Here is a 24,796-nt window from a genome sequence, read left to right as displayed (position 1 = left end):
CCTCCGGGCGGCGTTTTTTATGGGCCGCGGCGACGCCGGCCGAGCTGGGTTCCAGTGCACGCCGCGCCCTCGAATGGCGGCGTCGGCAGGCTGAATGCGACCGCTGGCAGCGCGCGCAACACCGCGTCGCACAGTGTCGGATACGGTGCCCCGTGGCATAGTGCGCGCAATCGTAATGGAGCCTCGTCGTGGACCCGATCAGCCTGGAAGAGCTGGCTTTGCTTAATGTGCTTCAGCGCATCGACCAAGGGCATGCGCCGGAAAATCATTCGCTCGCCTTGCGCGAACGGCTGATCGAAGCGGCCCTGGCCGAAGCCGGCGAAGGCGAGGCCATACACCTTACCGATGCCGGCATCGAACGCTGCAAATCGCTGCGTCACCGCGTCGCCGCCGACGCCGAAGCGGCGTTGGTGCTGAAGGAACGCGAAGAGGCCGCGGCCCAGGACGTCGAGACCGCCGACGAGGCGAAGTAGGCCCGGGCGCTCGCCGTCGCCGAGTACGGCGACTTTACCTTTCCTGCTGTTTCGCAACCGCCGGTCGCCCGCTGCAGTACCGGCGCTTGCATCGACCGCGCCGGTCCCGATATCGGCACGAACGTCTACGACGCCTTTGTGCCGCATGACACCCTTCGATCCGCATCTCGCCCAGTGGGCCCTGGTCCCCGACGGCGCCCCGATCCACACCCACAGCAGCGACCTGTTGCCGGTGCGCTATCGCGACACGCCGGCAATGCTGAAGATTCCGCGCGAACCCGAAGAGCGCTACGGCGCGGCGATGATGCGCTGGTGGGACGGCGACGGCGCCGCCCGCGTGCTCGCCTGGGACGACGATGCCCTGCTGATCGAACGCGCCTGCGGCCCGCGCTCGCTCAAGCACATGGCCCGCAATGGCCGCGACGACGACGCCACCGGCATCCTGTGCACGACCGCGGCGCGTCTGCACGCCCCGCGTGCGGCAGCGCCCCCGCCGCAGCTGCTCGGCTTGCAGCCCTGGTTCGCCGAGCTGGAACCGTATGCGAACAGTCACGGCGGGCCGCTCGCGCTGGCCTGGAACACCGCCTGCGCCCTGCTGGCCGAACCGTGCGAGGTCGTACCGCTGCACGGCGATCTGCATCACGAGAACGTGCTCGACGCCGGTGCCGGCGGCTGGGTCGCGATCGACCCCAAGCGCCTGATCGGCGAACGCGGCTTCGATTTCGCCTGTCTGTTCACCGACCCCGACGCAGAAACCGCCTTGGCGCCGGGACGGCTCGCGCGTCGCGCCGACCTGGTCGCGCAGACCGCCGGCCTGGAACGCCGCCGTTTGCTGCAGTGGATCGTCGCCTTCACCGGCCTGTCCGCAGCCTGGTATCTGATGGATGAGGAATCGCCGGACAAGGAATTCGCGGTGATCGAGCTGGCGAATGCGGAGTTGTCGCTGGGCTGAGCGGGCGGCGTGATTCAACGACCGCGTCATTGAAGACCGCTGCGATCAGCCCCTCTCCCGCCTGCGGGAGAGGGTTGGGGTGAGGGCAAGGGTTGGATGAGGGCAAGGGTTCGCGTGAGGACACACGCCGCTGAGTATCTGCCGTGGACAAGCTCCACAACTGAAATTCGCTCTGAGGAACGCTACTGCGTGGACTCGTCGCCCTCACCCCGGCCCTCTCCCGCAGGCGGGAGAGGGAGACCAGCACAGCTTTTCAGTAGTCCCTCACCGCTCCACCCCATCCCAACCGCCACCGAGCGCCTTGTACAGATTGACCTCGGCGGTCAGCGCGTCGCCCTGCAGCTGCACCACCGTCAGTTCGGCGTTGAACAGGTTGCGTTGCGCATCGAGCTCTTCCAGGTATGAGGCATAGCCTTCGTTGTAGCGGTTATGGGCGATGCGTAACGCCTCGCTCAGGGCGATGCGTTGTCGCTCGGCCTGGTCGCGCTGTTCGTGCAGATAACGGATCGCCGCCAAGGCGTCCTCGACTTCGGCGAATGCGGTGAGCACGGTCTTGCGGTAGCCGAGCACGGCCTGGTCGCGACGCGCGGCGCCGGCCTGCACTTGCGCGCGCAGGCGGCCGCCGTTGAACAGCGGCGCCAGCACACTGCCGCCGACGCTCCACAGCCGGATCGGGTCGCCATGCAGCAGGCTCGATTCGAGGCTGCCGAGCGTACCGGTCAGGCGCAGGGACGGCAGCAACTGCGCACGCGCGGCCGCCAGGTTGGCGTCGGCCGCGGCGATCTGCGCTTCGCCCTGGGCGATGTCGGGACGGCGCCGCAGCAACTGCGAGGGCAGGCCGGCCGACGGCAGCGCCGGCGCGGCGATCTCGCTCAACGCGCGGCCGCGCGGCACCGCATCGGGCACGCGGCCAAGCAATACCGACAACGCGTCTTCCTGGCGCCGGATCGCAAGCTGCAACTGCGGCACGACCTGGGCGGTGGCGCGGTATTCGGCCTCGGCCTGGCTCAGCTCCAGGCGCGAGCTGTAGCCGGTGTCGAAACGGCGCTGGGCGACCTTGCGCGCGCCCTCGCGCGAGGCCAGCGTGCGTTGCGCGATCTCGAGCCGCGCATCGCTCACGCGCAGTCCCAGATAAGCCGAGGCCACCGCGGCGGCGACGCTGAGCCGCACGCTGTCGGCAGCGGTTTCGCTGGCGAGCAAATTGGCGCGGGCGGCGTCGGTCAACGCCTCCAGCCGACCCCACAGATCGACCTCGTAGGCGGCCTGGAACTGCGGCTGGGTCACGCTCGAGAGGTTCGCGCGACCGGTCGCGGCGCCGACGCTGCGCGCGCGTTGCGCGCTCACCGAGACATCGAGAGTCGGCCAGCGTACCGCGCCTTGTGCATCGAGCAGGGCGCGCGCTTCGGCGACGCGGGCCGCAGCCAGACGCAGATCGGTGTTGTCGGCGAGCGCACGTTCGACCAAGGCACTGAGCACCGGGTCGTTGTAGCTGCGCCACCAGTCGCGCTGCACTGCGAGGCCGGCACCGGGCGCATCGCGCCAGGCCGGCGGCGGCTCGGCGAAGCTCGGCGGCGGCGCAACGCTCACGCAGGCGGCGAGCGCCCACGTCGCCAAGGCGATCGCGCCGATACGCCAGACGGTCGAGGCTGCTTTCATCGTGACGCGTCCAAATCGCCCTCGCCCTCGCCCTGCCGCGCGGGCGCGGCGGGCCGGGCCTGCGCTCGATCGTTTGCGCCGGGCGCCGGACTCGCGACCACCGGCACCGCGGCGTCGCGCGCCGCGCTCGCGGCCGCGGCCTGTTCGGCGCGGCGCACGGCCTCCTCATCGACCGCGCTGGCGGTATCCACGGTCGCTTCGACCGACATGCCCGGGCGCAGGCGCACCGCCATCGGCTGCTCCGGATCGATCGCAATGCGCACCGGCAACCGCTGTGCGACCTTGGTGAAGTTGCCGGTGGCGTTGTCGGTCTTGAGCACGCTGAACTCCGAACCGGTCGCCGGCGACAGGCGCTCGACCCGGCCATGCAGCACCGCGCCGTCGAGCGCGTCGACGCGGAAGCTCGCGACCTGCCCGGCGCGGATGCGCGCGGTCTGCGATTCCTTGAAGTTGGCGACCACCCAGACCCGCTGCGGCACCAGTTGCATCAGCTGCGTGCCGGGGGTGACGTACTGGCCCAGGCGCACGCCGATTTCGCCGAGCTGGCCGGCCTGCGGCGCGTGGATGCGGGTATTGGCCAGGTCGATCTCGGCCAGTCGCACCGCGGCCTGGGCGTTGGCGACCGCGGCAGTGAGCGCGTCGCGGTTGACGATCACCGAGCGCACGTCCTCGTCGGCCGATCGGCGCCCCGCCTGGGCCTGGCCGAGTGCGGCCTCGGCCTGGCGCAGCGCGGCCAGGGTCTGGTCGCGTTCGCGCAGCGACAACGAGCCGTCGCCGACCAGGGCGCTGGCGCGACGCATATCGGCCTGGGCGCGGGCGAGATTCGCCTGCGCGGCCTTGAGCTGGGCCTCGACGTTGGCGATCGCGGCCTCGCGCACGCGCCGGGCCTGGGTCGAGTTGGACAGGTTGGCCTGCTGCGCGGCGAGATTGGCGCGCGCCTGATCGAGGCGCTGGCGGTAGTTGCGGTCGTCGAGTTCGACCAGCACCTGTCCGGCGCGCACTTGCATGTAGTCCTGCACCCGCACCTGGGCGACGTAGCCGTCCACCTTCGGTGCGATCACGGTGACGCTGCCGCGCACGTAGGCGTTCTCGGTGGTCTGGCGCGCGCTAGAGAACGGCCACAGCCGCCAGGCGTAGAGGATCAACAGCACGCCGACGATGGCGATCGCGATCACCGGCACGGTGGCCTTGGATTTGAAGGGCGTCTTCAGCGGCATGGGGCGTCCTTCGGCTCAGGAAGCGGGAGCGGTGGAGGGGGACGGCAGCGCGGCATCGGCCGATGCCGCGCGCTCGCCGTTCTGCGCGGGCGGCGCTGCGGCCGGCGGTCCGAACGGCCCCGGCACCTGCGAAGCGAAACTGACCACGGTGTGGCCGCGCCGCCACAGATGCCACTTCAACAGCAGTACCCAGACCAACACGGCGAACGCGAGCCAGGCCACGGCCAGGAACACGTCGTTATAGGCCAGCACCCAGGATTCGCGCGCGACCTGCTGGCTCAACGAGTTCAGTGCCTGGTTGCTGCGCGCGGCGTTGTCGCCGACCACCCGCGCGACCGCGCCGCCGAGTTGTTGCGTACGCAGCACCACCTGCGGGTCGCCGAGGGTCAGCGACTGGGTCAGATGTTGGTAATGCGCGGTCTGGCGTTGGCTCAGATAGGTACCCAACACCGCCGAACCGAGCAGGCCGCCGAGCGCGTTGGTGGTGCTGAACAAGACGATGAAGGTGACCAGGTTGCGCACGCCGTCGGCGACCACCCGCACCAGGGCGAGCAGGATCGAGCTGGCCAGGAACATCGAGGCGGCCATCGCGATGAGGGTCTGGGTGAGGTAGAAATTCACCGGCCGGGTGAGGTTGGTCGCCTGCGAATCGAACCAGGCGCAGATGCCGACCAGACCGACCGCGATCAGTCCCAGCATGTCGAAGCGCTGGCTCGGCAGGAACGGCAGGGTGATGACGAAGCCGCCGACAGTGCCGGCCAGCACCAGCCAGAATAAGGTGTGCATCTGATCGTTGCTCAAGCCGAGCACGTTGAGCAGGCCGACCGCGCCGACCGATTGCTCCGACAGCACCATGCGCGAGAGCACGATCGCCAGGCCCAGCCTGACCATGTAGCCGCCGTGCAACAGCCAGCGGATGTTGACCATGGGCTTGGCGCGGTTCATCTCGATCGCCACGAACAAGGCGCCGCACACCACCGCCGCGACCAGGCATTCGCCGAGCCAGGGCGTGTCGAGCCACCAGCGCAGCCGGCCCTGGGTCAGCACCACGCACAGCAGGGCGATGGCCGAGGCGTAGAGCGGGAAGCTGGCGATGTCGAGGCGGTCGAACATCGGCTGGCGCGGCACCGGCGTGACCCGCAGCAGGTTGATCGCGGCCAGACAGGCCAGGGCCAGGCCGAGTTCGAAGATCACGATGCCGTGCCATTGCGCGTTGAGCAGCAGGCGCTCGGCGACGATCCGCGAGATCGGCGCGCCGGTCTGCAACGCGGCGAAACCGAACATCAGCCCCAGCACCTTCTTCGGCCCATTGAAAACCTCGGCCATGTAAAGCACGGTCAGCGAACTCAAGGGCGCCGCGGCGATGCCGAGCGCCGCACGCGCGGCGATCGCCGAGTCGAGATCGTTGGCGAGCAGATGCACGACCGCCGCGACCACGAACAGGCCGATGCCCAGGTCGGCGAACAGGCGCAAGCCGTAATGCAGACGGAACTTGGTCAGCAACAGGCTGGCGGGAATGTTGGTCGCGAAGTAAGCGGTGATCAACCAGGTCGCTTCGGCGCTGGTCGCGCCGAGCGCGCCCTGCACCTGCTGCAGGTTCGAGGCCACCAGGTTCATGCCCAGGCTCTGGGTCAGGCCGAGCAGCAGCGAGATCGAAACGAAGCCGGCGATGCGCCAGCGCGACATCGGCGTCGGCGCGGCAGGCGGCCCGGCCGGCGGTGCGGAGACGGAAGGGGTCGCGGCGGTGGCGGCGGTGCTGGCCATGGATCGAGGCGCGCGGCTCCCGCTGTGTTCCGGACGAAGACGATGCAGGCGTCAGTAGGCAACAGCCGGCGGTCAAGGATCAAGCGCATGGCCTGCGAATGGCGCCATGGTGGCCGGTGCGTTGTGTGCGTCGCGTCTAAGCCTGCGCACGCCAACGCGAGGACCATGCCGGCGAGCCGGGGCGATGCGTCCGGCGCAGTGCAACGCAGAACAACACTCGCCGCCTCGCGGACACGACCAGGAACCCGCCGCATGACCGTCGCCGCAACCCCGGCCCCGAGCTTCTCGATCCCCCTGCTTACTCTCGCGATGGCGCTAACGACCGCGCATGCCGCGCCGCCTGGCGCGGCCGACCGCGCCGCGCTGGAAACCGGTACCGACGCGATCTTCGCGCAATGGAATCGCGGCGATACACCGGGCTGCGGGGTGGCGGTGTATCGCGACGACGCGCTCGTGTTCCAGCGCGGCTACGGCATGGCCAGCCTCGAGCTCGGGGTGCCGATCGGCCCGGACAGCGTGTTCGACATCGGCTCGACCTCCAAGCAATTCACCGCTGCCAGCGTGTTGTTGCTCGCCCAGGACGGCAAACTCTCGCTCGACGACGACATCCGCACGCACCTGCCGGAGATGCCCGACTACGGCCGCAGGATCACGATCCGTCAGCTGTTGCAGCACAGCAGCGGCCTGCGCGACTACATCGCCCTGCTGGTCCTCGGCGGCGCGGCCTTCGACGACCAGGCCACCGACGCGCAGACCTTGGACGTGTTGGCGCGCCAGCGCGCCCTCAACTTCCCGCCCGGCAGCGAACACCTGTACAGCAACTCCGGCTATTTCCTTGCCGGCCAGATCGTCGAGCGCGTGTCCGGGCAGTCCCTGCCCGCGTTCGCGCAGGAGCGGATCTTCGCCCCGCTCGGCATGCACGACACCCGCTTCCGCCGCGACCACGCCGAGCTCGTGCCCGGTCGCGCGATGGCCTATGCGCGCGCCGAAGCTTCCGTGGACGCGCCGCCGCGCGACGGCGCAACGGCTTATCGGCTCGATCAGCCGCACTGGGACCAGGTCGGCGACGGTTCGGTGCACACCACCACCGGCGACCTGCTGCGCTGGGACCGCAACTTCTACCACCCCAAGGTCGGCACCGCGGCGATGCTCGCGCAGATGCAGCAACCCGGCGTGCTCGACGACGGCAAGCGCATCGACTACGGCCTGGGCCTCAAGATGGGCGAATACCGCGGCCTGGCCACGGTGCGGCATGGCGGCGCCTGGGGCGGCTATCGCGCCGAGCTGCTGCGCTTCCCGCAACGCCATCTGAGCGTCGCCACCTTGTGCAATTTCGCCGAAGCGCAACCGCAGCGCTGGGCCGAACGCGTCGCCGAACTGTGGTTGGGCCTGCCGCCTGCGCCCGCACAGGACCGCGTTGCGGCGCGGCGCAAGCCGGTAAGCCTGAGCCCCACGCAACTGCAACAGTGGACCGGAATCTATCGCCAGGCCGACAACGGCGAACTGCGCAAGATCGTCCACGCCGACGGTCGACTTTCGCTGCAGCACTTCGACGACGAATTCGTCCTGCGGCCTCTGGGCAGTACCGAGTTCGAGCTGAGCGCGGCCGCGATCGCCACGGTCCGCTTCCACCCGCGCACCCGCGAGCGGCCACGCCGAATGACCGTAACCGCCAACGGCCGCCGCAGCGACTACCTCGCCATCGATGTCGCCGCGCCCACGCCCACCGAACTGCAGGCCTATGCCGGCCGCTACCGCTGCGGCGAGCTCGGTCGCGACTACGAATTCAAGCTCGCCGGCGGCACCCTGCAACAACTCGACCCGCGCTTCCCGCCCGTGGCCCTGGAGCCGCTGGAGCGCGACCGCTTCGCCCAAGGTCTGCTGAGCTACCGCTTCCGCCGCGGTGACGACGGCGGCGTCGACGGCGTGTCGCTCGATGCCGGCCGTGTACGCGATCTCGCCTGTGCGCGCTTGTAGACGCGGCGCTCAGCCGCGCCGACGCAGCACTCGCAGCAGGCCGTACAGCGCGACCAGCAGCACCAGCGAGGCGGCGATCGCGGTCCACTGCGCGCGCGTCATCGTCGCCAGGATCGCCGCCATCGTCAGCACCGCGAGCGCCGGCATGGTCCAGGCGCCGCCGGGCATCACGAAAGGTTCGCCGGGGCCGCGCAGGTCGAGCGCCTGCGCGCGCCAGGCGGCGATCGACACCGCCGCGAACAACAGGCAGATGGCGCCGCCGGAGATCAACGCCAGGGTTTCGAAATTGCCGATCCACGCCAGCGCCAGGGCGATGCCGGCATGCGCGGCGAGGGCCACGCGCGGCACGTGATGCTTCGCGTCGACGCGGCCGAAGGCCTGCGGCAGGTAACCGTCGCGGCCCAACGCGAACAACAAACGCGATGACGCGAACAGATTGCCCATCAGAAAGCCGGTCATCGATATCCCGGCGGTGAGCAGCAACAAGCCGTGGCCCGGCGACCAGATCGCGCCGGCGGCATCGGCGATCGGCGCGGTGCTCGCGGCGAGCCGGGCACCGAGCACGCCCTGGCAGACCACCTGGATGCCGACGTAGAGCAGCACCACCACCACGATCGCCGACAAGGTCGCACGCGGCACGTGCCGCGACGGATCGCGCACCTCGCCGGTCGGCACCAGGGCGGTCTCCATGCCGGAGTAGGCGAACACCACCAGCACCATCGACGAACCGAGCGCGCTCCACGACGGCACCTCGCTCCAGCCGATCTGCTGCCAGTCGACGAAGTACAGGCCGAGCGTCGCCAACAGGAACAGCGGCGTGAGTTTCAAGGTCGCCAGCAGCACGATCATGCGCGCCCCCAGGCGCACGCCGAAGGCATTGAGCGCGAACAGGATCGTATAGACCGCGGCGATGAATACACCGCGCGGCAGCGGCTCGCGCAGCACCGCCCAGGCATTACCGGCCTGTTCGGCCAACGCTGCGGCGACACCGGCGCTGGAGGCGGTATTGCAGATCCACATCAAGGCGCCGGCAAGAAAACCCGCGAACGGCCCGAATGCGGCGCCGACATAGGTGTAGGGCCCACCGGTCGCGGCGGCGCGGCTGCCGATGGCCGAGAAGCACAGCGCGATCGGCACGATCGCGATGGCGCCGGCGACGAACGCCAGCGGCGCGCTGACGCCCATGCGCCCGGACAGCAGCGCCGGCAGCATGAAGATGCCGGCGCCGACGATGATGTTGATGATCGACGCGCCGAGCTGGAACGGGCCCAGCGCGCGCACCAGCGCGGCATCGCCCTGCAGGGCTTTCGATGGGGCGGCGGGCGCGACGGCAGCGGTCATGGCGGGTCCCGGGCGAGTCGCCGCAGCCTCGCACGGGCCGCGGCGAAAGGCGAGCGCGATGCGCCCGGAACGCGCCCCCTGCCCTCATCTGCAAGCGCGAACGAATCGCCGCTCAGCAGTGCTCGCGCATGAAATCCACGAACACGCGCAGCTTGGTCGGCAACTGCTTGCGCGCCGGATAATAGATATGGAACCCCGGGAAGGCCGGCGTGTAGGCGTCGAGCACCTGCACCAGGCCGCCGCTGCGCAGGTCTTCGGCCACCATCGGCTCGAAGGACTGCATCAGGCCGCAACCGGCGCGGACCATGTTCAAGGCCAGGCTGCGGTCGTTGAAGATCAGCCGCCCGGCGACGTCGACCTCGTAGTCGCGGCCGTCGCGGGTGAACTCCCAGGCCATCAGCCGGCCGCTGCCGGGCAGGCGATGACGCAGGCATTCGTGGTCGACCAATTCCTCCGGCGTGCGCGGGCACGGCCGCTGCTCGAAATAGGCCGGCGACCCGACCACGATCTGCCGCTGCGGGCCTCCGAGCGGCAGCGCGATCATGTCCTTGGCCAGGCATTCGCCGAGGCGGATGCCGGCGTCGAAACCGCCCGCGACCAGGTCGGCGAGGGTGTCGTCGGCGAACACCTCGACCTGCATTTCCGGGTAACGGGCGAGGAACGCCGGCAGGTTCGGTTCGACCAGCAGGCGCGCGGCGACCCGGCCGGTATTGATGCGCAGGCGGCCGGTCGGGCGGTCGCGGACCGCATTGAGGTCGTCGAAGGCAGCCTCGATCTGGGCCAGCCCCGGTCCGATCTGTTCGAGGAACCGCGCGCCATGTTCGGTCAGGCCGACCCGGCGGGTGGTGCGGTTGAGCAGGCGCACGCCGAGCTTGGCCTCCAGGGTGCGCACGGTCTGCGACAGCGCCGACGGCGACAGCTCCAGCTCGGCCGCGGCGCGGGTGAAGCTTTCGTGGTGGGCCACGCGGGCGAAGGCGATGACGGCGGGGAGCGGATGCGAGGCCATGCGGGGCTCCGTTGATTATGAAGCAACGCTTCAAGAGTCATTCGGATAATTCCTGTTTTTTCAGCAATCCGCCAGGCCTATCGTCTGTCTCCTGGCCCCCACCGACCCGGCCAGGGACGACGATGCCGTATCGCCTACACGGGTCGGGCCAATCGGACGGGTCTGATTGGGCTCGGCCTGTCCGCCGCGACCCGCGGCGCCGTGCTGCAAGGCCTGGCCCCGCCAGCCAGTTCGCTTCCGACTTCCCCTCCCCCCGTTCGCAGAGGACTCCGCATGAACGCCAACGCCATCCCGACCCGCCGCCTCGGCCGCAACGGCCCCACCGTGTCCGCACTCGGCCTGGGCTGCATGGGCATGAGCTTCGCCTATGGCGATGCCGACGAAAGCGAATCGCTCGCCACCCTCGACCGCGCCCTCGAACGCGGCGTGAGCTTGCTCGACACCGCCGACATGTACGGCCCGTACAGCAACGAGCGTCTGCTCGGTAAAGCGCTGCAGGGCCGCCGCGAGCAAGTGGTCCTGGCGACCAAGTTCGGCATCGTGTTCGACCCCGACCGCCCCGAGTTGCGCGGCATCAACGGCCGCCCCGACTACGTGCGCAGCTCGATCGAAGGCAGTCTGCAGCGCCTCGGCACCGATCACGTCGATCTGTACTACCTGCACCGCATCGACGCCGAGGTGCCGATCGAGGACACCGTCGGTGCAATGGCCGAATTGGTCCAGCAGGGCAAGGTGCGCTACCTCGGCCTGTCGGAACCTTCGGCGCAGACCTTGCAGCGCGCGCATGCGGTGCACCCGATCACCGCGGTGCAGAGCGAATACTCGCTGTGGACGCGCGATCCCGAACACAACGACGTGCTCGCGACCTGCGAACGCCTCGGCATCGGCTTCGTCCCGTACAGTCCGCTCGGCCGCGGTTTCCTGACCGGCAGCATCACCAGCCCGAGCGAACTGCAGAGCGACGATTTCCGCTTGTCGACTCCGCGCTTTCAGGGCGACAACTTCGTCCGCAACCTGGAACTCGCCGAACAGGTGAAGCGGCTGGCCGCGAGCATGGGCTGCACACCGGCGCAACTGGCCCTGGCCTGGGTGCTGGCGCAGGGCGAACACATCGTGCCAATCCCCGGCACCAAGCGCCGTAAGTACCTGGAAGACAACCTCGGCGCCTTGCAGGTCACGTTGTCGCCCGACGAACTCGCCGCGCTCGACACCGTGTTCCAGCCGGAGGCGATCGCCGGCGACCGCTACACCGCGGTCGGCATGGCCTTGATCGGGCGCTGAGGTTCGCGACGGGTCTGCGGCCTTGTTCGAAGGCGAGCGCGCAATCCATTGCCCCCTTTGCACAAGGGGGCGAGCGCCCTACGCGACACGAGGTCCGAAACGGGTTGCGGCGCGGGGGATTTGCTTTTCGGCGTGATGGGCACTGTTACGAAAGAGCAAATCCCCCTGCCCCCCTTTTCCAAAGGGGGGAATTGCAACGGCAACGGCAACGGCGTCGGCGTCGGCGTCGGTATCGGTATCGGAGCGACGCTGTTGCCGGAGGCAGCGAAATCTCAGTGGTTGCGCAGCCGATCGCTCGCAACGATCACCACTGGTAGCGCACCGTCGCCGTCACCGTGCGCGGATAGCCGTAGTAGCACCAGGCCGCGCTGTTGCAGACGCTGATGTATTCCTTGTCGGTGAGGTTGCTGGCGTTGAGTTGGAAGCGCCAGTTCTGCAGGTCGTAGCGCAGAGAAGCGTCGAATACGGTGTACGACGGGGTCTTCCACTGGTTGTAGATATCGCCGTAGTGCTCGCCGGTGTAACGCACGCCGGCGCCGATGCCCAGGCCCGACAGCGGACCGTAAGCGACGCGGTAGTCGGCGCCCAGCGAGGCGACGTTGCGTGGTTGCAGGGCGATCTGCTTGCCGAGCGCGGCAGCGTCGTTGGTCCGCGTCACCTCGCTGTCGGTGTAGGTGTAGGCGCCGTACAGGCTCAGGCCGTTGCGCAGGTTCCAGCGGCCTTCGAGTTCGGCGCCGCGCACCCGGGTCTGGCCCTGCTGCACCGAGAACAAGGTGTGGTTCGGGTCGACCGTCAAGGTGTTTTCCTGCTGGATCTCGTACACCGCCAGGGTCGCCAGCGCGCGGCCGTTCGCCGGCTGGAACTTCAATCCGGCCTCGATCTGTTCGCCGGTGGTCGGCTTGAACGATTGCCCGGCGAAGTCGACGCCCACGGTCGGCTCGAACGATTGCGACCAGGCCAGGTACGGCGCCCAGCCCGAGTCGAACAGGTAGTTCACGCCGAGGCGCCCGGAGAAGCGGCTGTCGCTCTGGCGTTCGCGCGCGACCGGCGTGGCCAGCCATTGTTCGGTGCGGGTGCGCACGCGGTCCTGGCGCCCGGCGGCGGTGATCACCCAACGGTCGATCTTGATCTGGTCCTGCAGGTAGAGCCCGAGCTGCTGCTGGGTCTTGTCCTGGCGCGAGGTATAGGCCGGCTTGACGATGGCGGCGCCGTAGACCGGATCGAAGAGGTCCAGCGACGGCGCGCCGAACGCGAACGCCGAGGCGTAATCGCTGTTGAGCCGGCGGTAGTCGACGCCGGCCAGCACGGTGTGGCGCCAGGCACCGGCGTCGAGGTTCCACTGCTGGCTGTTGTCGACCGCGAACGAGGTCGATTCTTCTTCGAGCGGGAAGTAGTAGCGCGCCAGCGTGCGCTGGTCGGCCTGCAGGCCGAACGCGCCGACACCGGCGTCGTGGTCGACTTCGACCTTGCCGTAGCGCAGGTTCTGGCGGAACTCCAGCGCGTCGCTGAAGCGGTGGCTGAATTCGTAGCCGACCGAGGTCATGGTCTTGAGGTAATCGTTCCAGCCCGGCTCGCCGGTGTAGCGGTGGCTCGGGATCTTGCCGTTCGGGTTCGCAAGCAAGGTGCCGGCGGCCGGCAGGAAGCCGCCGCCTTGGGCGGTGTCGGCCTTCTGGTAACGCGCGAGCCAGGTCAGCGAGGTCGCTTCGCTCGGCTTCCAGCTCAACGCCGGAGCGAAGTAATAGCGATCGTCGTGGACGTAGTCGACGTGGTTGTCGCTGTTGCGCGCCAGGCCGGTGAGCCGGTAGCTCCAGCGGCCGCTGTCGCCGAGCGGCCCGCCGAAATCGAACGCGGCCTGGCGCAAATCGTAATTGCCGAGCGTGACTTCGACTTCGCGCAGCGGCTCGGCGCTGGGACGCTTGCTGACCATGTTGGCCAGGCCGCCCGGCGGCATCGCCCCGTACGACACCGACGACGGCCCCTTCAGCACTTCCAGGCGTTCCAGCCCATACGGCTCGATGCGGGTGCCGCCGGTCCATACGCCGTCGGTCAAGGCCAGCCCGTCCATGTAGCGCGCCGGACTGAAGCCGCGCACCAGCAGCCAGTCGCTGCGCGTGTCCTGGCCGTAGCCGCCGCCCTGCGCGCCGGCCGTGTACCAGACCGCTTCCTCGACCCCCTGGATGCCGCGGTCGCGCATCTGCTGCGCGGTCACCACCGAGACCGACTGCGGCACCTCGATCAGCGAGGTGTCGGTCTTGGTCACGGTCTGGCTGCGCTTGGCGATCGGCGCGCGCACCTCGACGTTGTCCAGGGTGGTGGCGTCGGCCGGCGCATCGGCGGCGTGTGCGGTGAAAGCGCCGAGCAGCAGCGGCAGGCCGAGCAGGGACAGGCGGATAGCGCTTGCGAGCGGGCGCGGGTTGGACACGGACGATGTCGGCATAGAGGCCTGGCGGAAGCGGAGAAGGGAGCGATCGCGGCCGCGGCTCCGTGCTCATCGGCAAACGATAACCATTCTCATCTTACGGGCAGGGCGGAATGGCCGCAAATCCCAAGGACCGGCCGTGGCCGCAAGTCGGGTCGTGGGTTCGGCCAGATCGAAGCGCGAAGCGTCGGGCCCGAAAGCTGCGCACGACGGCTTCGGGCCCACCGCGATGGCGGACGTGGCCGCTGCAGTGGGAAGGGCCTTCAGCCCGGCGCTTTCCGCCCAGCGCGAAGGCCCCCCCGACGGGCGCGTTGGTGCGCGCCCGCGATCGCAACGCTCAGTCGATGATGATTTCCGGCATCAAGGGGCAGTTCTGCGGCGCGGCGCAGAGGTTGTGCTCGTGCGCGCAGATGCCGTAGTCGCCGCCGGTGGCGGTCATGCAGGCGTTGTAGATGTCCATGCATTCGATGCAGCTGGCCGCCGAAGCGGTGGACGCGAAGCCCGCGGCGAACACGAACGCGGCGGCGAACAGGGTCTTGTGGCGAATGGAACGCATACGAACCTCCTCCTTGGTCGACAGCGGGAAACTACGGGAACGCGCGTCAGATCTCCGGCATCAACAAGCAGCCCTCCCGCTGCGCGCACAGGTTGTACTGATGCACGCAGAGCCACTGCTCCGCATCGGGTTTGGACATGCAGTAGTCGTAGGTGTTCATGCAACCGTCGCAGCGGGGATTGAACTGCGCCGACGACGCCGAAGCGAAACCCACGGCGAACACGAACATCGCGGCCAACAACGTGTTGTGCTGAAAAATACGCATAACGACCTTTCTCCTTGGTCTGTGCCGGATTGGCTGGGACTGGCATCGAGTACGCATCGCCATGACCCTGGTGGCCGACGGCGATGCGGATGGCGACGGCAAGCCGCCATCGACGCGGACGTCGATGGCGGGCGACGCGGATTGCATCGGCGTCAGATGGGCATGTACGGGCAGTTGTAGCGCCCGGCGCAGATGTTGTACTCGGTCACGCAGGCATCGATCGATGCATCGGGCTGGCTGGCGCAGTAGTCGTACGTGCTCATGCAGGAATCGCAGCGCCAATCGAACGAGGCAGAGGCCGTCGAAACGAACGCGGTGGCGAACACGAATGCGGCGGCGAACAACTTGTGGCGGGTGGTACGCATTGACCTGTCTCCTTGGTCGGTGCCGGAACGGCCGCGCCAGCATGCCCGCGAGAACACGCCACCGATGTGATTGGGCTCACGCATGCGGGCGTGGCGCGGCAATTGCCCGGGGCGGGAGTACCGCGCACACGAGCGCCCGATGCGAGTCTGGCGAACCCACCGGGCCCGTGCCGACGACCGACCCGGCGCCCACGATCGAAACACCGTTTTGCGCGAACACGTCGCCCGTCCGCGTATCGCCGCGCGCGGATACCTTTTAGGATCGAGGGCCCTCACTGCCGCGGAGTTCGCGATGCCCTGGTCCGATCGCGCGTCGATCTCGTTGTTGACGCTGGCCCTGTCGGTCGCGTCGGCGTCGTCCGCCCAGGCGCAGACCGCCCCGGCGGACCCTGCCCGGATCGCCCAGGCCGCGCACGCGGTCAACGACCAGGTCGTGGCCTGGCGCCGCGACATCCATCAACACCCGGAGCTCGGTCAACACGAAATGCGCACGGCTAAACTTGTCGCCGAGCAGTTGCACAAGCTCGGGCTGCAGCCGCGCACCGGCATCGCCCACACCGGTGTGGTCGCCGTGCTCAAGGGCGGCAAGCCGGGTCCGCGCATCGCGATCCGCGCCGACATGGATGCCTTGCCGGTGACCGAGCCGGCCGGGCTGCCGTTCGCTTCGCAGGTCAAGGCCGACTACCGCGGCCAGCCGGTCGGGGTGATGCATGCCTGCGGCCACGATGCGCACGTCGCGATCCTGCTCGGCGTCGCCACCGCCTTGGCGGCGCAGAAGGAGCAACTGCCCGGCGAGGTGATGTTCGTGTTCCAGCCGGCGGAAGAAGGCCCGCCGGTACCGGGCGCGCCGTTCGGTGCGGCGATGATGCTCAGCGAAGGCGTGTTCAAGGACTTCAAACCCGAGGCGGTGTTCGGGCTGCACGTCTGGGCCGGCCTCAGCGTCGGCGAAGTCGGCTACCGCAGCGGGCCGATGCTCGCCAGCGCCGACGAATGGAGCCTGACCGTGCGCGGCAAGCAGACCCATGGCTCGCGGCCCTGGGACGGTGTCGACCCGATCACCGTCGGCGCGCAGATCCTGCTCGCCAGCCAGAGCCTGATCGCGCGCCAGGTCAATATCGCCGCGACCCCGGTGGTGCTGACCGCCGGCCAGTTCAACGCCGGCGTGCGCTTCAACATCATCCCCGACGAAGCCAAGCTGGTCGGCACCCTGCGCACCTTCGATGCGGCGGTGCGCGAGGACGTGATCGCGCGGCTGCGCCGCACCGCCGAGGACTACGCCCACGCCGCCGGCGCCAGCGCCGAGTTGCAGGTGGTCAACAACGCGCCGGCGACGATCAACGACCCGGCCCTGACCCGGCGCGTGCTGCCGTCCCTGCAGCGCGCGGCCGGCGCGGCGCGGGTCAAGGAGTCGGCGATGGTGACCGTGGCCGAAGATTTCTCGCAGTTCGCCAACACCGTACCGGGGTTTTATTTCTTCGTCGGCTCGACCGCGCAGGGCATCGACCCGGCCAAGGCGCCGATCAACCACTCGCCACAGTTCCTGCTCGACGAGGGCGCGCTCGAGGTCGGCACCAGGACGATGCTGCAGGTGGCGCTGGATTATCTGCACGGCGGTTAGGGCGCGCCTACCCCTAGGCACGGACTCGGCCTGAAACCGACCAAGGTCGCGCATCCCGGCCGGCGGGCATGGGCTAGGATCGGGACTTTCCTGCCGGAGTCCGTCGATGAAGCGTCCGCTGTCCGTCGCCCTGAGTTGCGCCCTGAGCTGCTCCGCCTTCGCCGCCCTCCCGCTCGCCGCCGCGGCGCAAACCACGGCGGCATCGGCCGAACGCCCCGAGGTGAAGACCGCCGCCGCCCAGGTCAAGGCCGACGTGATCGCCTGGCGCCGCGACTTCCACCAGCATCCGGAGCTGTCCAACCGCGAGGAGCGCACCGCGGCCAAGGTCGCCGAGCATCTGCGCAAGCTCGGCCTCAAGCCGCGCACCGGCATCGCCCGCCACGGCGTGGTCGCGATCATCGAAGGCGGCAAGCCCGGGCCGAAGATCGCCCTGCGCGCCGACATGGACGCGCTGCCGGTCACCGAACAGGTCGACCTGCCGTTCGCATCCAAGGCCACGGCGAACTTTCGCGGCGAAACCGTCGGAGTGATGCATGCCTGCGGCCACGACGCCCACACCGGCATCCTGCTCGGCATCGCCGACGCCCTGGTGGCGATGAAGAAAGACCTGCCGGGCCAGGTGATGCTGGTGTTCCAGCCGGCCGAGGAAGGGGCCCCCGCCGACGAGGAAGGCGGCGCCTCGCTGATGCTCAAGGACGGTTTGTTCAAGGACTTCAAGCCCGAGGCCATGTTCGGCCTGCACGTGTTCTCGACCCTGCCGGCCGGCCAGCTCGGCGTACGCCAGGGCCCGCTGATGGCCGCGTCCGACCGTTTCACCATCAAGATCAAGGGCCGCCAGACCCATGGCTCGGCGCCGTGGGCCGGCGTCGACCCCATCGTCGCCGCCGCCGACGTGATCGGCAGCGCCCAGACCATCGTCAGCCGCCGCACCAACATCGCCAAGCTGCCGGCGGTGGTGAGCTTCGGCGCGATCAAGGGCGGCATCCGCTACAACATCATTCCCGACGACGTCGAGATGATCGGCACCATCCGCACCTTCGACGAGGGCATGCGCCAGGCGATCTTCAAGGACCTCAAGAACGTCGCCGAGCACGTCAGCGCCGCCCACGGCGCCCAGGCCGAGGCCACCGTGCCCGACCAGGACGGCAACCCGGTGACCTACAACGACCCGGCCCTGACCGCGCGCATGCTGCCCAGCCTCAAGGCCGTGGCCGGCGACGCCAACGTGATCGAAATGCCGCTGGTGATGGGCGCCGAGGATTTCTCCTTTTACGCCAAGGAAGTGCCGGCGATGTTCTTCTTCGTCGGTGCGACCGCGCCGGGCATCGATGCTGCCACCGCGCCGAGCAACCATTCGCCGAAGTTCAAGCTCGACGAGAGTTCGCTCGACGTCGGCCTGCGCGCGATGCTGCAGGTGACGCTGGATTATCTGCATGGGGCGAAGGCGGCTGGGTGAGGACTCGCGCGGCGTAACTTCTGCCCCCTTTGAAAAGGGGCAAGCGCCCGGCGTGGGTACGAAGTCCGAATCGGTTACGGCGCGGGGGATTTGCTGTTCGGCACCCTGCGCAGGCGAGCGAAAAGCAAATCCCCCCTTCCCCCCTTTCCAAAGGGAGGGAACAGCCAAAGAACGGGCAAAGCTGGAGCATTGGCAGCCCTCACCGGCCTCCCCCCGCCAACGGCTAAAATGCCGCCATGACTTCCCATGACCTGCCCCTCGGCCGCCACGTCGACTACCCGCGCGAGTACGACGCCTCGCTGCTGTTTCCGATCGCCCGCTCGCTCGGCCGCGCCCATATCGGCCTGGCCGACGACGCGCTGCCCTTCGTCGGCATCGACCGTTGGCACGCTTACGAGCTGAGCTGGCTCGACGCACGCGGCAAGCCGCGCGTCGGCACCGCCACCCTGTCGGTGCCGGCGACTTCGCCGCAGTTGATCGAGTCCAAGTCGCTCAAGCTCTACCTCAACTCCTTCAACGCCACCCGCTTCGACGACGATGCCGTGGTCCTGGCGACCATCGCCCGCGATCTGTCGGCTGCCGCCGGCGCGCCGGTCGAGGTCGCCTTCGGTCTGCCGCCTATCGATAGCGCCGATGCCGCCGACGGCGTCGAGTCGATCGACGAGCTCGAGGTCGCCATCGACGACTACGGCCCGCCGAACGCCGAGCACCTTGCCGCCGACGCCGGCGAGATCGTCGAGGAGACCCTCGGCAGCGCGTTGCTCAAGTCCAACTGCCCGGTCACCGGCCAGCCGGACTGGGCGCGGGTGGTCATCGCCTATCGCGGCCCTAAGCTCGACCGCGCCGCGCTGCTGCGCTACCTGGTCTCGTTCCGCGACCACGCCGAGTTCCACGAGCAATGCGTCGAACGCATCCATTCCGACCTCAGTCGCCGCTGCCAGCCGCAATGGCTGTCGGTCGAAGCGCGCTATACCCGCCGCGGCGGGCTGGACATCAACCCCTGGCGCGGCAGCCCGGGCCTAGCGCGTCCGAGCGTCGGTCGCGACGAACGCCAGTAATGCCCCTGTAAGAATCCGCCTGCCGGCCCCGCCCCTGGGCCGGGCGGTCCACCGTGCTGAATCCGCGGAATCGGATTATTCAGTTTTGTAATGTGAGTTCACGCCGGCGCTATACATTTTTAACAACCGGCGTGTCATGTTGCGTGCGCCACTTCGGCAGGAGCCCTCAACCCATGACTACCCCGGACAAGAAAGCCGATTTTTCCGATGTGACCACCCATGTCGATACCACCGCGGAGAAAGTCGAGAAGGCCGACTTCTCCGACGTGACGGTGAACGTCGACACGACCGCGGAAAAAGTCGGCGAACAGACCTATACGGTCGAAAAGGGCGACACGCTCTCGCATATCGCCAAACAGTTCTACGGCAAGGCGAGCAAGTGGAACGCGATCTTCGAGGCCAATCGCGATCAGCTCGACGATCCCGACCAGATCCAGCCCGGCCAGATCCTCAAGATTCCGACCATCAACGACTGATCCGTCGACTGCGTTTCACCATCATCGCCATCGTCTTTCCAGGAGATCCACCATGTTGATCCGCAATCGTACGCACTACGCCGTTGCCGCCGCCCTCGTGGCCGCGCTGGCCCTGGCCGGCTGCAAGAAGAAAGAAGAACCCGTAGCCCCCGCGCCGGCCCCGACCGCGACCGAAACCCCGGCTCCGGCACCGGTCGAACCCGCTCCGGCCCCGGCCGCGCTCAGCGTGGTGTCGGTGACCCTGGGCACCGCCGCCGGTCCGGACAAGAAGATCGCCGCGCCGACCACCAGCTTCAAGCCGGGCGACAAGATCGTCGCCTCGGTCGCCACCGACGGCACCGCGACCAACGCCGACGTCACGGCCAAGCTCGTCTATCAGGACGGCCAGACCGCCGGTGAAGAGAAGCAGACCCTCAACACCACCGGTGCCGAGACCACCAACTTCCAGTTCGCCAAGGCTTCGCCGTGGCCGGCCGGCAAGTACAAGGTCGAGATCACCGCCAACGGCGCCGTGGCCAACACCACCGAACTCGAAGTGAAGTAACCCTCTCTCTCCGCCTCATGGGCGGGCAAGCCCGGGCGCGGCTCACTGCCGCGCCCTTTTTTTGTCCGCGCGATTCGATCATCTACGGACAAGAAGGCCTGCAGCAGATCGCAACAGAACTGCAGCAAACGAGTTCCCCCCTTTGGAAAAGGGGGACCAGGGGGATTTGCTCTTGCTTCGATCGCCGCTCAGCTCCCGTGCCAGCGAAATCCGAAGCCAAGCTCGCCCCTCACCCCTACGGAAACTCCCCGTCCACGTACAGCCAGCGCCCGTCGACCCGGACGAAGCGGCTGACCTCGTGCAGGCGCGCCGCCGAGCCGCCGCCGACCCGGTAGCGGGCGACGAACTCGACCGTGGCCGCGTCTTCGCCGTCGCGGCGGTGCCGCTTCACCTCCAGGCCCAGCCAGCGCACTCCCGGCTCGAAATCGAGCTCGCCCGGGCAGGTGTCCGGAAACCAGCTGGCCCGCAGATACTCCAGGTCGCCCACGGCGTAGGCGCTGTAGCGCGAGCGCATCAGGGTTTCGGCCGTGTCGGCGACCGCGGCCCCGGCATGCAGCCGGCCGCAGCAGTCGGCATAGCGGCGCGAGGGGTCGCAAGGGCAGGCGGCGGGCGGAGCGCTCATGGTGGTTTTAGGGACGGTCATGGCGATATTTTCGTCGCAAGCACGCCGCTGCGACTACCATGCGCGTCCTCTCCCCTGTCCTGAGCCCTGCCATGAAACCGCCTGCCTACCTCGACGACGAGCAGATCGAACGCCTGGCCGACCTGCTCGATCAGCGCGCCGTGCCCTACAAGGGCTTCAATCTGGAAGCGCTGGACGGCTTCCTGTCGGCCCTGGCGGTCAGCCCCGAACAGCCGCCGGCCGAGGAATGGCAGCCGCAGGTCTGGGGCGGCAAGGCCCCGCGCTGGAACGACCAGGCCGAGGCCGACGAGATCCAGGCGCTGCTGCTCGGTCACTGGAACATGGCCAGCTCGCGCGTCTGCCACGGCGACGACGACCTGCCCGACCACCTGGCGCCGCTGCTGTGGCTGCCGGAAGAGCCCGAAGCCGATGCCCCGGATGAACTCGACGTGGGCCGCGACTGGGCCTTCGGTTTCTTCCGCGGCGTCGAATTGCGCGAGGCGGCCTGGGACCAGTGGCTCGACGACAACGACTGGATGGACGAGATCTTCGGTCTGTTCGATCGCCTCGCCAGCGGCGAAGTGCTCGGCGAGGACCCGGCCGCACCGCCGACCCCGATCAGCTACCGCGAGCGCCTGGAAATCGTCGCCGGCCTGCCCGGCATGCTGTCCGACCTGCACCACCATCGCATCGAAGCCCTGACCCCGCGCGAACCGCTACGCCGCGCCGAGACTCCGGACCGCAACGACCCCTGCTCCTGCGGCAGCGGCAAGAAGTACAAGAAGTGCTGCGGCGCCTGATCCTCGCGCGCTGACACTACGACCATCGCTGCGCCATGCGGCGCAGCGGCCGGTCGCCGTCGCACAACGCAACACGGCGGAGCCGCGTCGACATCGTCGCCGCGGCCCCGCGGTTGCGGCGAACGCTATGGGCTGGATCGATCCATGCTCGGCCCGGTCCATGCCCTCAGCAAGGGCTCGCGGTAGTCGGCATCCTTCTCATTCCAATGGACATAGCCGTTGGGCAGATCGATGTGGAAGAAGCTCTCGTAGTACTCGTCCTCGAGCGCCGCTTCGTCCCGATCGCGACCGAAGATCTTGGCCCGGACCGCATGGGTTTCCAGCTCGGTGTCTTGCTGCTGCAGCGCGATCAAGGTGTAGGACTCGCTCGCCGCGGCCACGCGATCGAACGGTTCGATCGCATACCGCTTCGCCAACGCGCCGATCAGGCGGTCGCTGGCCGCGCCGATCGACGACAGCACCAGGCCTTCGGCGTAGACGTGCTCTTGCTGCAGGTTCATCTCGGCATCGAATCCCGGGCCGATCCGCTTCACCAGTCTCGCGTCCAATCCGACGACTTCGCCTTCATGACGCGCCGACATGCGGAAGTAGTAGTGATCCGCGTCCGAGCGCAGAGCTTCGATCTTGAACGTGCAGTCGACGAAACCGTCCTCGCAGGCCTCGGTCAATTCCGGCAGCGCCGATTCGGTTTGCATCGCAGGTCCTCTCCACCGATGGTTCGAGCGGTCGACGACTCGGCCGCTGCCGCAATGAGCCGGGCCCGTCCAGGGCAAGCCCGGGACGCATCATTCCATAGCTCGTCGGCCTTATACCCGTCCGGTCTTTGCCTCGCCCCGCCCGAACCGCGACAATGGCGGGCCGGATCGCAGCCGCATCGCTTTCCGCAAGGACCCTGCTCCGCCCCGTGCGCCAGCGCACGGCGGCCCCACTGGAGATCGTAATGACCGAGTTCGTAGCGACGCCGCCCGCAGGCGGCGCCAAGATCACCAAGACCCCGACCGGCCTCAATGTGCCGGATCGTCCGATCATCCCGTTCATCGAAGGCGACGGCACCGGCCCGGACATCTGGCGCGCTTCGGTGCGCGTGCTCGACGCCGCGGTCGCCAAGGCCTACGGCGGCCAGAAGAAGATCGAGTGGGTCGAGGTCTTCGCCGGCGAGAAAGCCAACAACACCTACGGCACCTGGCTGCCGGAAGGCACCGTGCAGGCCTGCCGCGACTACCTGGTCAGCATCAAGGGTCCGCTGACCACGCCGGTCGGCGGCGGCATCCGTTCGCTCAACGTCGCCCTGCGCCAGATGCTCGACCTGTACGTCTGCCTGCGCCCGGTGCGTTGGTTCGAAGGCGTGCCCTCGCCGGTCAAGAAGCCGGGCGACGTCGACATGGTGATCTTCCGCGAGAACACCGAGGACATCTACGCCGGCATCGAATGGGCCGGCGGCAGCGCCGACTCGCAGAAGGTGCTGGATTTCCTGCAGAAGGAATTCCCGCAGGCATTCGACAAGATCCGCTTCGGCACCGCCGAGAAGAACGCGGCGTGGCTCGGCGAACTGCAGGCCATCGGCGCTCCGGCGCGCGAGCTGCCGGTCGAAGTCGGCCTGGGCATCAAGCCGGTGAGCCGCCTCGGCACCGAGCGCCTCGTGCACAGCGCGATTTCCTACGCGATCGAGAACAAGCGCAAGTCGGTGACCCTGGTCCACAAGGGCAACATCATGAAGTACACCGAAGGTGGCTTCCGTGACTGGGGCTACCAGGTGGCGCGCGACTACTTCGGCGCGGTCGAACTCGACGGCGGCCCGTGGCACGTGATTCCGGAAGGCAAGCCGGGTGCGGGCCTGGTCATCAAGGACGCCATCGCCGACGCCTTCCTGCAGCAGATCCTGCTGCGTCCGAAGGAATACGACGTGTCGGCGACGTTGAACCTCAACGGCGACTACCTGTCCGACGCGCTCGCCGCGCAGGTCGGCGGCATCGGCATCGCCCCGGGCGCGAACATCAACTACGTGACCGGCCACGCCGTGTTCGAGGCGACCCACGGCACCGCGCCGAAGTACGCCGGCCTGGACAAGGTCAACCCGGGTTCGGTGATCCTGTCGGGCGAGATGATGCTGCGTTACCTGGGCTGGACCGAAGCGGCCGATGCGATCATCGACGCGATGGACAAGGCGATCGCCAGCAAGCGCGTGACTTACGACTTCGCCCGGCTGATGGACGGCGCGACCGAGGTCAAGTGTTCGGAGTTCGCCGACGAGATCATCAAGCACCTGTAATCGGGTTGCCGACGACGATCGTGCAAAGGGGCGCTTCGGCGCCCTTTTGTTTTTCTGGTGTTTGTGTGCGTCGCAAAGTCGTCGATCTGCTTTGCGGTAGGAGCGGCGCGAGCCGCGACCGCGAATCACGGTTGAAGAGAATCTTTCGGAGCCACTTCGACGCAGGGCATTGCTCTTGCTCAGAGCTGTGCGCCGCCGCGTACTCGCGAAGGCCATCAAAGACCCGGAGGGCGGCGCGCAGGGACGCACGCCGTTTTTCATCGGGACAGGGTGAAAAATAGCCGCGTCTGCATCGATCGTGCGGGCTTGTGGTTCAAAGAAAGCAACTTCTTTGGTTAGCTTTCTTTTGTTGCTTTAGACAAAAGAAAGTCATCCGCCGCTTTAGTGGCGGAAGCTCTTGGCGTTTGATCTAGATCTAGATATTGCTTGAGCGAGACGCCGCGAGACCGACGCAGCGCGGTCGCGACTTGCGTCGCTCCTACTCCCGCGAAAGCACGCCGCTTCGATAAAGGACGTCGGCGTTGTTGTCTCTGCGCGTCCCTTGGTCGCGACTCGCGTCGCTCCTACAGTGGGGGCCCGACATGGCAGGCTGCAACGGAACGCGGGTTAGACTCTCAATGCAGCCGCGCACCAGCAACCGCGCAACCTCGCGCAATGTCGATGCGAAATCTCGAAGACGAC

Annotated in this window: 22 protein-coding genes; 11 read left to right on the top strand and 11 right to left on the bottom strand. The window is 68.2% G+C overall.

The window, feature by feature from the left end; translation table 11 throughout:
- Positions 1–188 precede the first annotated feature (188 nt).
- The gene (locus tag ACTOWK_RS12590) at positions 189–473 is read left to right on the top strand and encodes a hypothetical protein (RefSeq protein WP_441330501.1); all 285 of its coding nucleotides are present in this window, start codon (positions 189–191) and stop codon (positions 471–473) included.
- A 145-nt stretch (positions 474–618) separates the two neighbouring features.
- Positions 619–1,425, top strand: coding sequence for an aminoglycoside phosphotransferase family protein (locus tag ACTOWK_RS12585; protein WP_441330500.1), 807 nt, complete (start codon positions 619–621; stop codon positions 1,423–1,425).
- Between the two features lie 264 nt (positions 1,426–1,689).
- On the opposite strand, the gene ACTOWK_RS12580 is transcribed toward ACTOWK_RS12585, so the two are convergent.
- The 3 genes from ACTOWK_RS12580 to ACTOWK_RS12570 are packed head-to-tail and all read right to left on the bottom strand — an operon-like array spanning position 1,690 to position 6,062.
- Complete coding sequence (locus ACTOWK_RS12580) at positions 1,690–3,081, bottom strand: efflux transporter outer membrane subunit (protein ID WP_441330499.1); 1,392 nt, start codon at positions 3,079–3,081, stop codon at positions 1,690–1,692.
- The gene (locus ACTOWK_RS12575) at positions 3,078–4,298 is read right to left on the bottom strand and encodes an HlyD family secretion protein (protein ID WP_441330498.1); all 1,221 of its coding nucleotides are present in this window, start codon (positions 4,296–4,298) and stop codon (positions 3,078–3,080) included. The genes ACTOWK_RS12580 and ACTOWK_RS12575 overlap by 4 nt, the downstream gene beginning before the upstream one ends.
- Positions 4,299–4,313: 15 nt before the next feature.
- The gene (locus ACTOWK_RS12570; protein ID WP_441330497.1) at positions 4,314–6,062 is read right to left on the bottom strand and encodes an MFS transporter; all 1,749 of its coding nucleotides are present in this window, start codon (positions 6,060–6,062) and stop codon (positions 4,314–4,316) included.
- Positions 6,063–6,314: 252 nt separating this feature from the next.
- On the opposite strand from ACTOWK_RS12570, the gene ACTOWK_RS12565 reads away from it, so the two are divergent.
- Positions 6,315–8,039, top strand: a complete 1,725-nt coding sequence (locus ACTOWK_RS12565; RefSeq protein WP_441330496.1) for a serine hydrolase domain-containing protein — start codon at positions 6,315–6,317, stop codon at positions 8,037–8,039.
- Between the two features lie 9 nt (positions 8,040–8,048).
- Here ACTOWK_RS12565 and ACTOWK_RS12560 read toward each other — a convergent pair whose 3' ends face one another.
- Positions 8,049–9,380 (bottom strand): APC family permease, encoded by a 1,332-nt coding sequence (locus tag ACTOWK_RS12560; RefSeq protein WP_441330495.1) that lies wholly within the window; start codon positions 9,378–9,380, stop codon positions 8,049–8,051.
- A 112-nt stretch (positions 9,381–9,492) separates the two neighbouring features.
- A complete protein-coding gene (locus tag ACTOWK_RS12555) occupies positions 9,493–10,386 on the bottom strand; it encodes a LysR family transcriptional regulator (protein ID WP_441330494.1) in 894 nt (297 codons plus the stop codon).
- 288 nt (positions 10,387–10,674) lie between these two features.
- On the opposite strand from ACTOWK_RS12555, the gene ACTOWK_RS12550 reads away from it, so the two are divergent.
- On the top strand, positions 10,675–11,667 hold the full coding sequence (locus ACTOWK_RS12550) for an aldo/keto reductase (RefSeq protein ID WP_441330591.1): 993 nt from the start codon (positions 10,675–10,677) through the stop codon (positions 11,665–11,667).
- A gap of 304 nt (positions 11,668–11,971) precedes the next feature.
- On the opposite strand, the gene ACTOWK_RS12545 is transcribed toward ACTOWK_RS12550, so the two are convergent.
- The 4 genes from ACTOWK_RS12545 to ACTOWK_RS12530 form a co-directional block, all read right to left on the bottom strand.
- Positions 11,972–14,104, bottom strand: a complete 2,133-nt coding sequence (locus tag ACTOWK_RS12545; RefSeq protein ID WP_441330493.1) for a TonB-dependent siderophore receptor — start codon at positions 14,102–14,104, stop codon at positions 11,972–11,974.
- Between the two features lie 319 nt (positions 14,105–14,423).
- Entirely contained in the window at positions 14,424–14,642 is a 219-nt protein-coding gene (locus ACTOWK_RS12540; RefSeq protein ID WP_441330492.1) for a hypothetical protein, read from the bottom strand.
- 46 nt (positions 14,643–14,688) lie between these two features.
- The gene (locus ACTOWK_RS12535; RefSeq protein WP_441330491.1) at positions 14,689–14,907 is read right to left on the bottom strand and encodes a hypothetical protein; all 219 of its coding nucleotides are present in this window, start codon (positions 14,905–14,907) and stop codon (positions 14,689–14,691) included.
- A gap of 152 nt (positions 14,908–15,059) precedes the next feature.
- Positions 15,060–15,272 carry a hypothetical protein gene (locus tag ACTOWK_RS12530; RefSeq protein ID WP_441330490.1) on the bottom strand — a complete coding sequence of 71 codons (213 nt, stop codon included), beginning with the start codon at positions 15,270–15,272 and terminating at the stop codon, positions 15,060–15,062.
- A gap of 292 nt (positions 15,273–15,564) precedes the next feature.
- On the opposite strand from ACTOWK_RS12530, the gene ACTOWK_RS12525 reads away from it, so the two are divergent.
- The 5 genes from ACTOWK_RS12525 to ACTOWK_RS12505 all read left to right on the top strand — a co-directional run bounded on the left by ACTOWK_RS12525 (position 15,565) and on the right by ACTOWK_RS12505 (position 20,424).
- A complete protein-coding gene (locus tag ACTOWK_RS12525) occupies positions 15,565–16,890 on the top strand; it encodes an amidohydrolase (protein WP_441330489.1) in 1,326 nt (441 codons plus the stop codon).
- Positions 16,891–16,996: 106 nt separating this feature from the next.
- The gene (locus ACTOWK_RS12520; protein ID WP_441330488.1) at positions 16,997–18,346 is read left to right on the top strand and encodes a M20 family metallopeptidase; all 1,350 of its coding nucleotides are present in this window, start codon (positions 16,997–16,999) and stop codon (positions 18,344–18,346) included.
- A 236-nt stretch (positions 18,347–18,582) separates the two neighbouring features.
- Positions 18,583–19,404 (top strand): NADPH-dependent 7-cyano-7-deazaguanine reductase QueF, encoded by an 822-nt coding sequence (gene queF, locus ACTOWK_RS12515; RefSeq protein WP_441330487.1) that lies wholly within the window; start codon positions 18,583–18,585, stop codon positions 19,402–19,404.
- A gap of 173 nt (positions 19,405–19,577) precedes the next feature.
- Positions 19,578–19,880 (top strand): LysM peptidoglycan-binding domain-containing protein, encoded by a 303-nt coding sequence (locus ACTOWK_RS12510; RefSeq protein ID WP_441330486.1) that lies wholly within the window; start codon positions 19,578–19,580, stop codon positions 19,878–19,880.
- Positions 19,881–19,932: 52 nt separating this feature from the next.
- The gene (locus ACTOWK_RS12505; RefSeq protein WP_441330485.1) at positions 19,933–20,424 is read left to right on the top strand and encodes a hypothetical protein; all 492 of its coding nucleotides are present in this window, start codon (positions 19,933–19,935) and stop codon (positions 20,422–20,424) included.
- A 235-nt stretch (positions 20,425–20,659) separates the two neighbouring features.
- Here ACTOWK_RS12505 and ACTOWK_RS12500 read toward each other — a convergent pair whose 3' ends face one another.
- The gene (locus ACTOWK_RS12500) at positions 20,660–21,067 is read right to left on the bottom strand and encodes a YchJ family protein (protein ID WP_441330484.1); all 408 of its coding nucleotides are present in this window, start codon (positions 21,065–21,067) and stop codon (positions 20,660–20,662) included.
- Positions 21,068–21,138: 71 nt separating this feature from the next.
- On the opposite strand from ACTOWK_RS12500, the gene ACTOWK_RS12495 reads away from it, so the two are divergent.
- Positions 21,139–21,846 (top strand): UPF0149 family protein, encoded by a 708-nt coding sequence (locus ACTOWK_RS12495; protein WP_441330483.1) that lies wholly within the window; start codon positions 21,139–21,141, stop codon positions 21,844–21,846.
- 125 nt (positions 21,847–21,971) lie between these two features.
- Here the strand turns inward: ACTOWK_RS12495 and ACTOWK_RS12490 are convergent, their stop codons facing one another.
- Positions 21,972–22,541 carry a hypothetical protein gene (locus ACTOWK_RS12490; protein WP_441330482.1) on the bottom strand — a complete coding sequence of 190 codons (570 nt, stop codon included), beginning with the start codon at positions 22,539–22,541 and terminating at the stop codon, positions 21,972–21,974.
- A 245-nt stretch (positions 22,542–22,786) separates the two neighbouring features.
- Between ACTOWK_RS12490 and icd the strand changes: the two genes are divergently transcribed.
- Entirely contained in the window at positions 22,787–24,115 is a 1,329-nt protein-coding gene (gene icd / locus ACTOWK_RS12485; protein ID WP_441330481.1) for an isocitrate dehydrogenase (NADP(+)), read from the top strand.
- The last annotated feature ends 681 nt before the right edge of the window (positions 24,116–24,796 follow it).

Origin of the sequence: Lysobacter sp. CA196 (genome assembly GCF_052078695.1) — a bacterium.
Lineage (GTDB): Bacteria > Pseudomonadota > Gammaproteobacteria > Xanthomonadales > Xanthomonadaceae > Lysobacter.
Note: the sequence above shows the minus strand (reverse complement) of the source record. Positions and strands in the feature narration are given on the sequence as shown.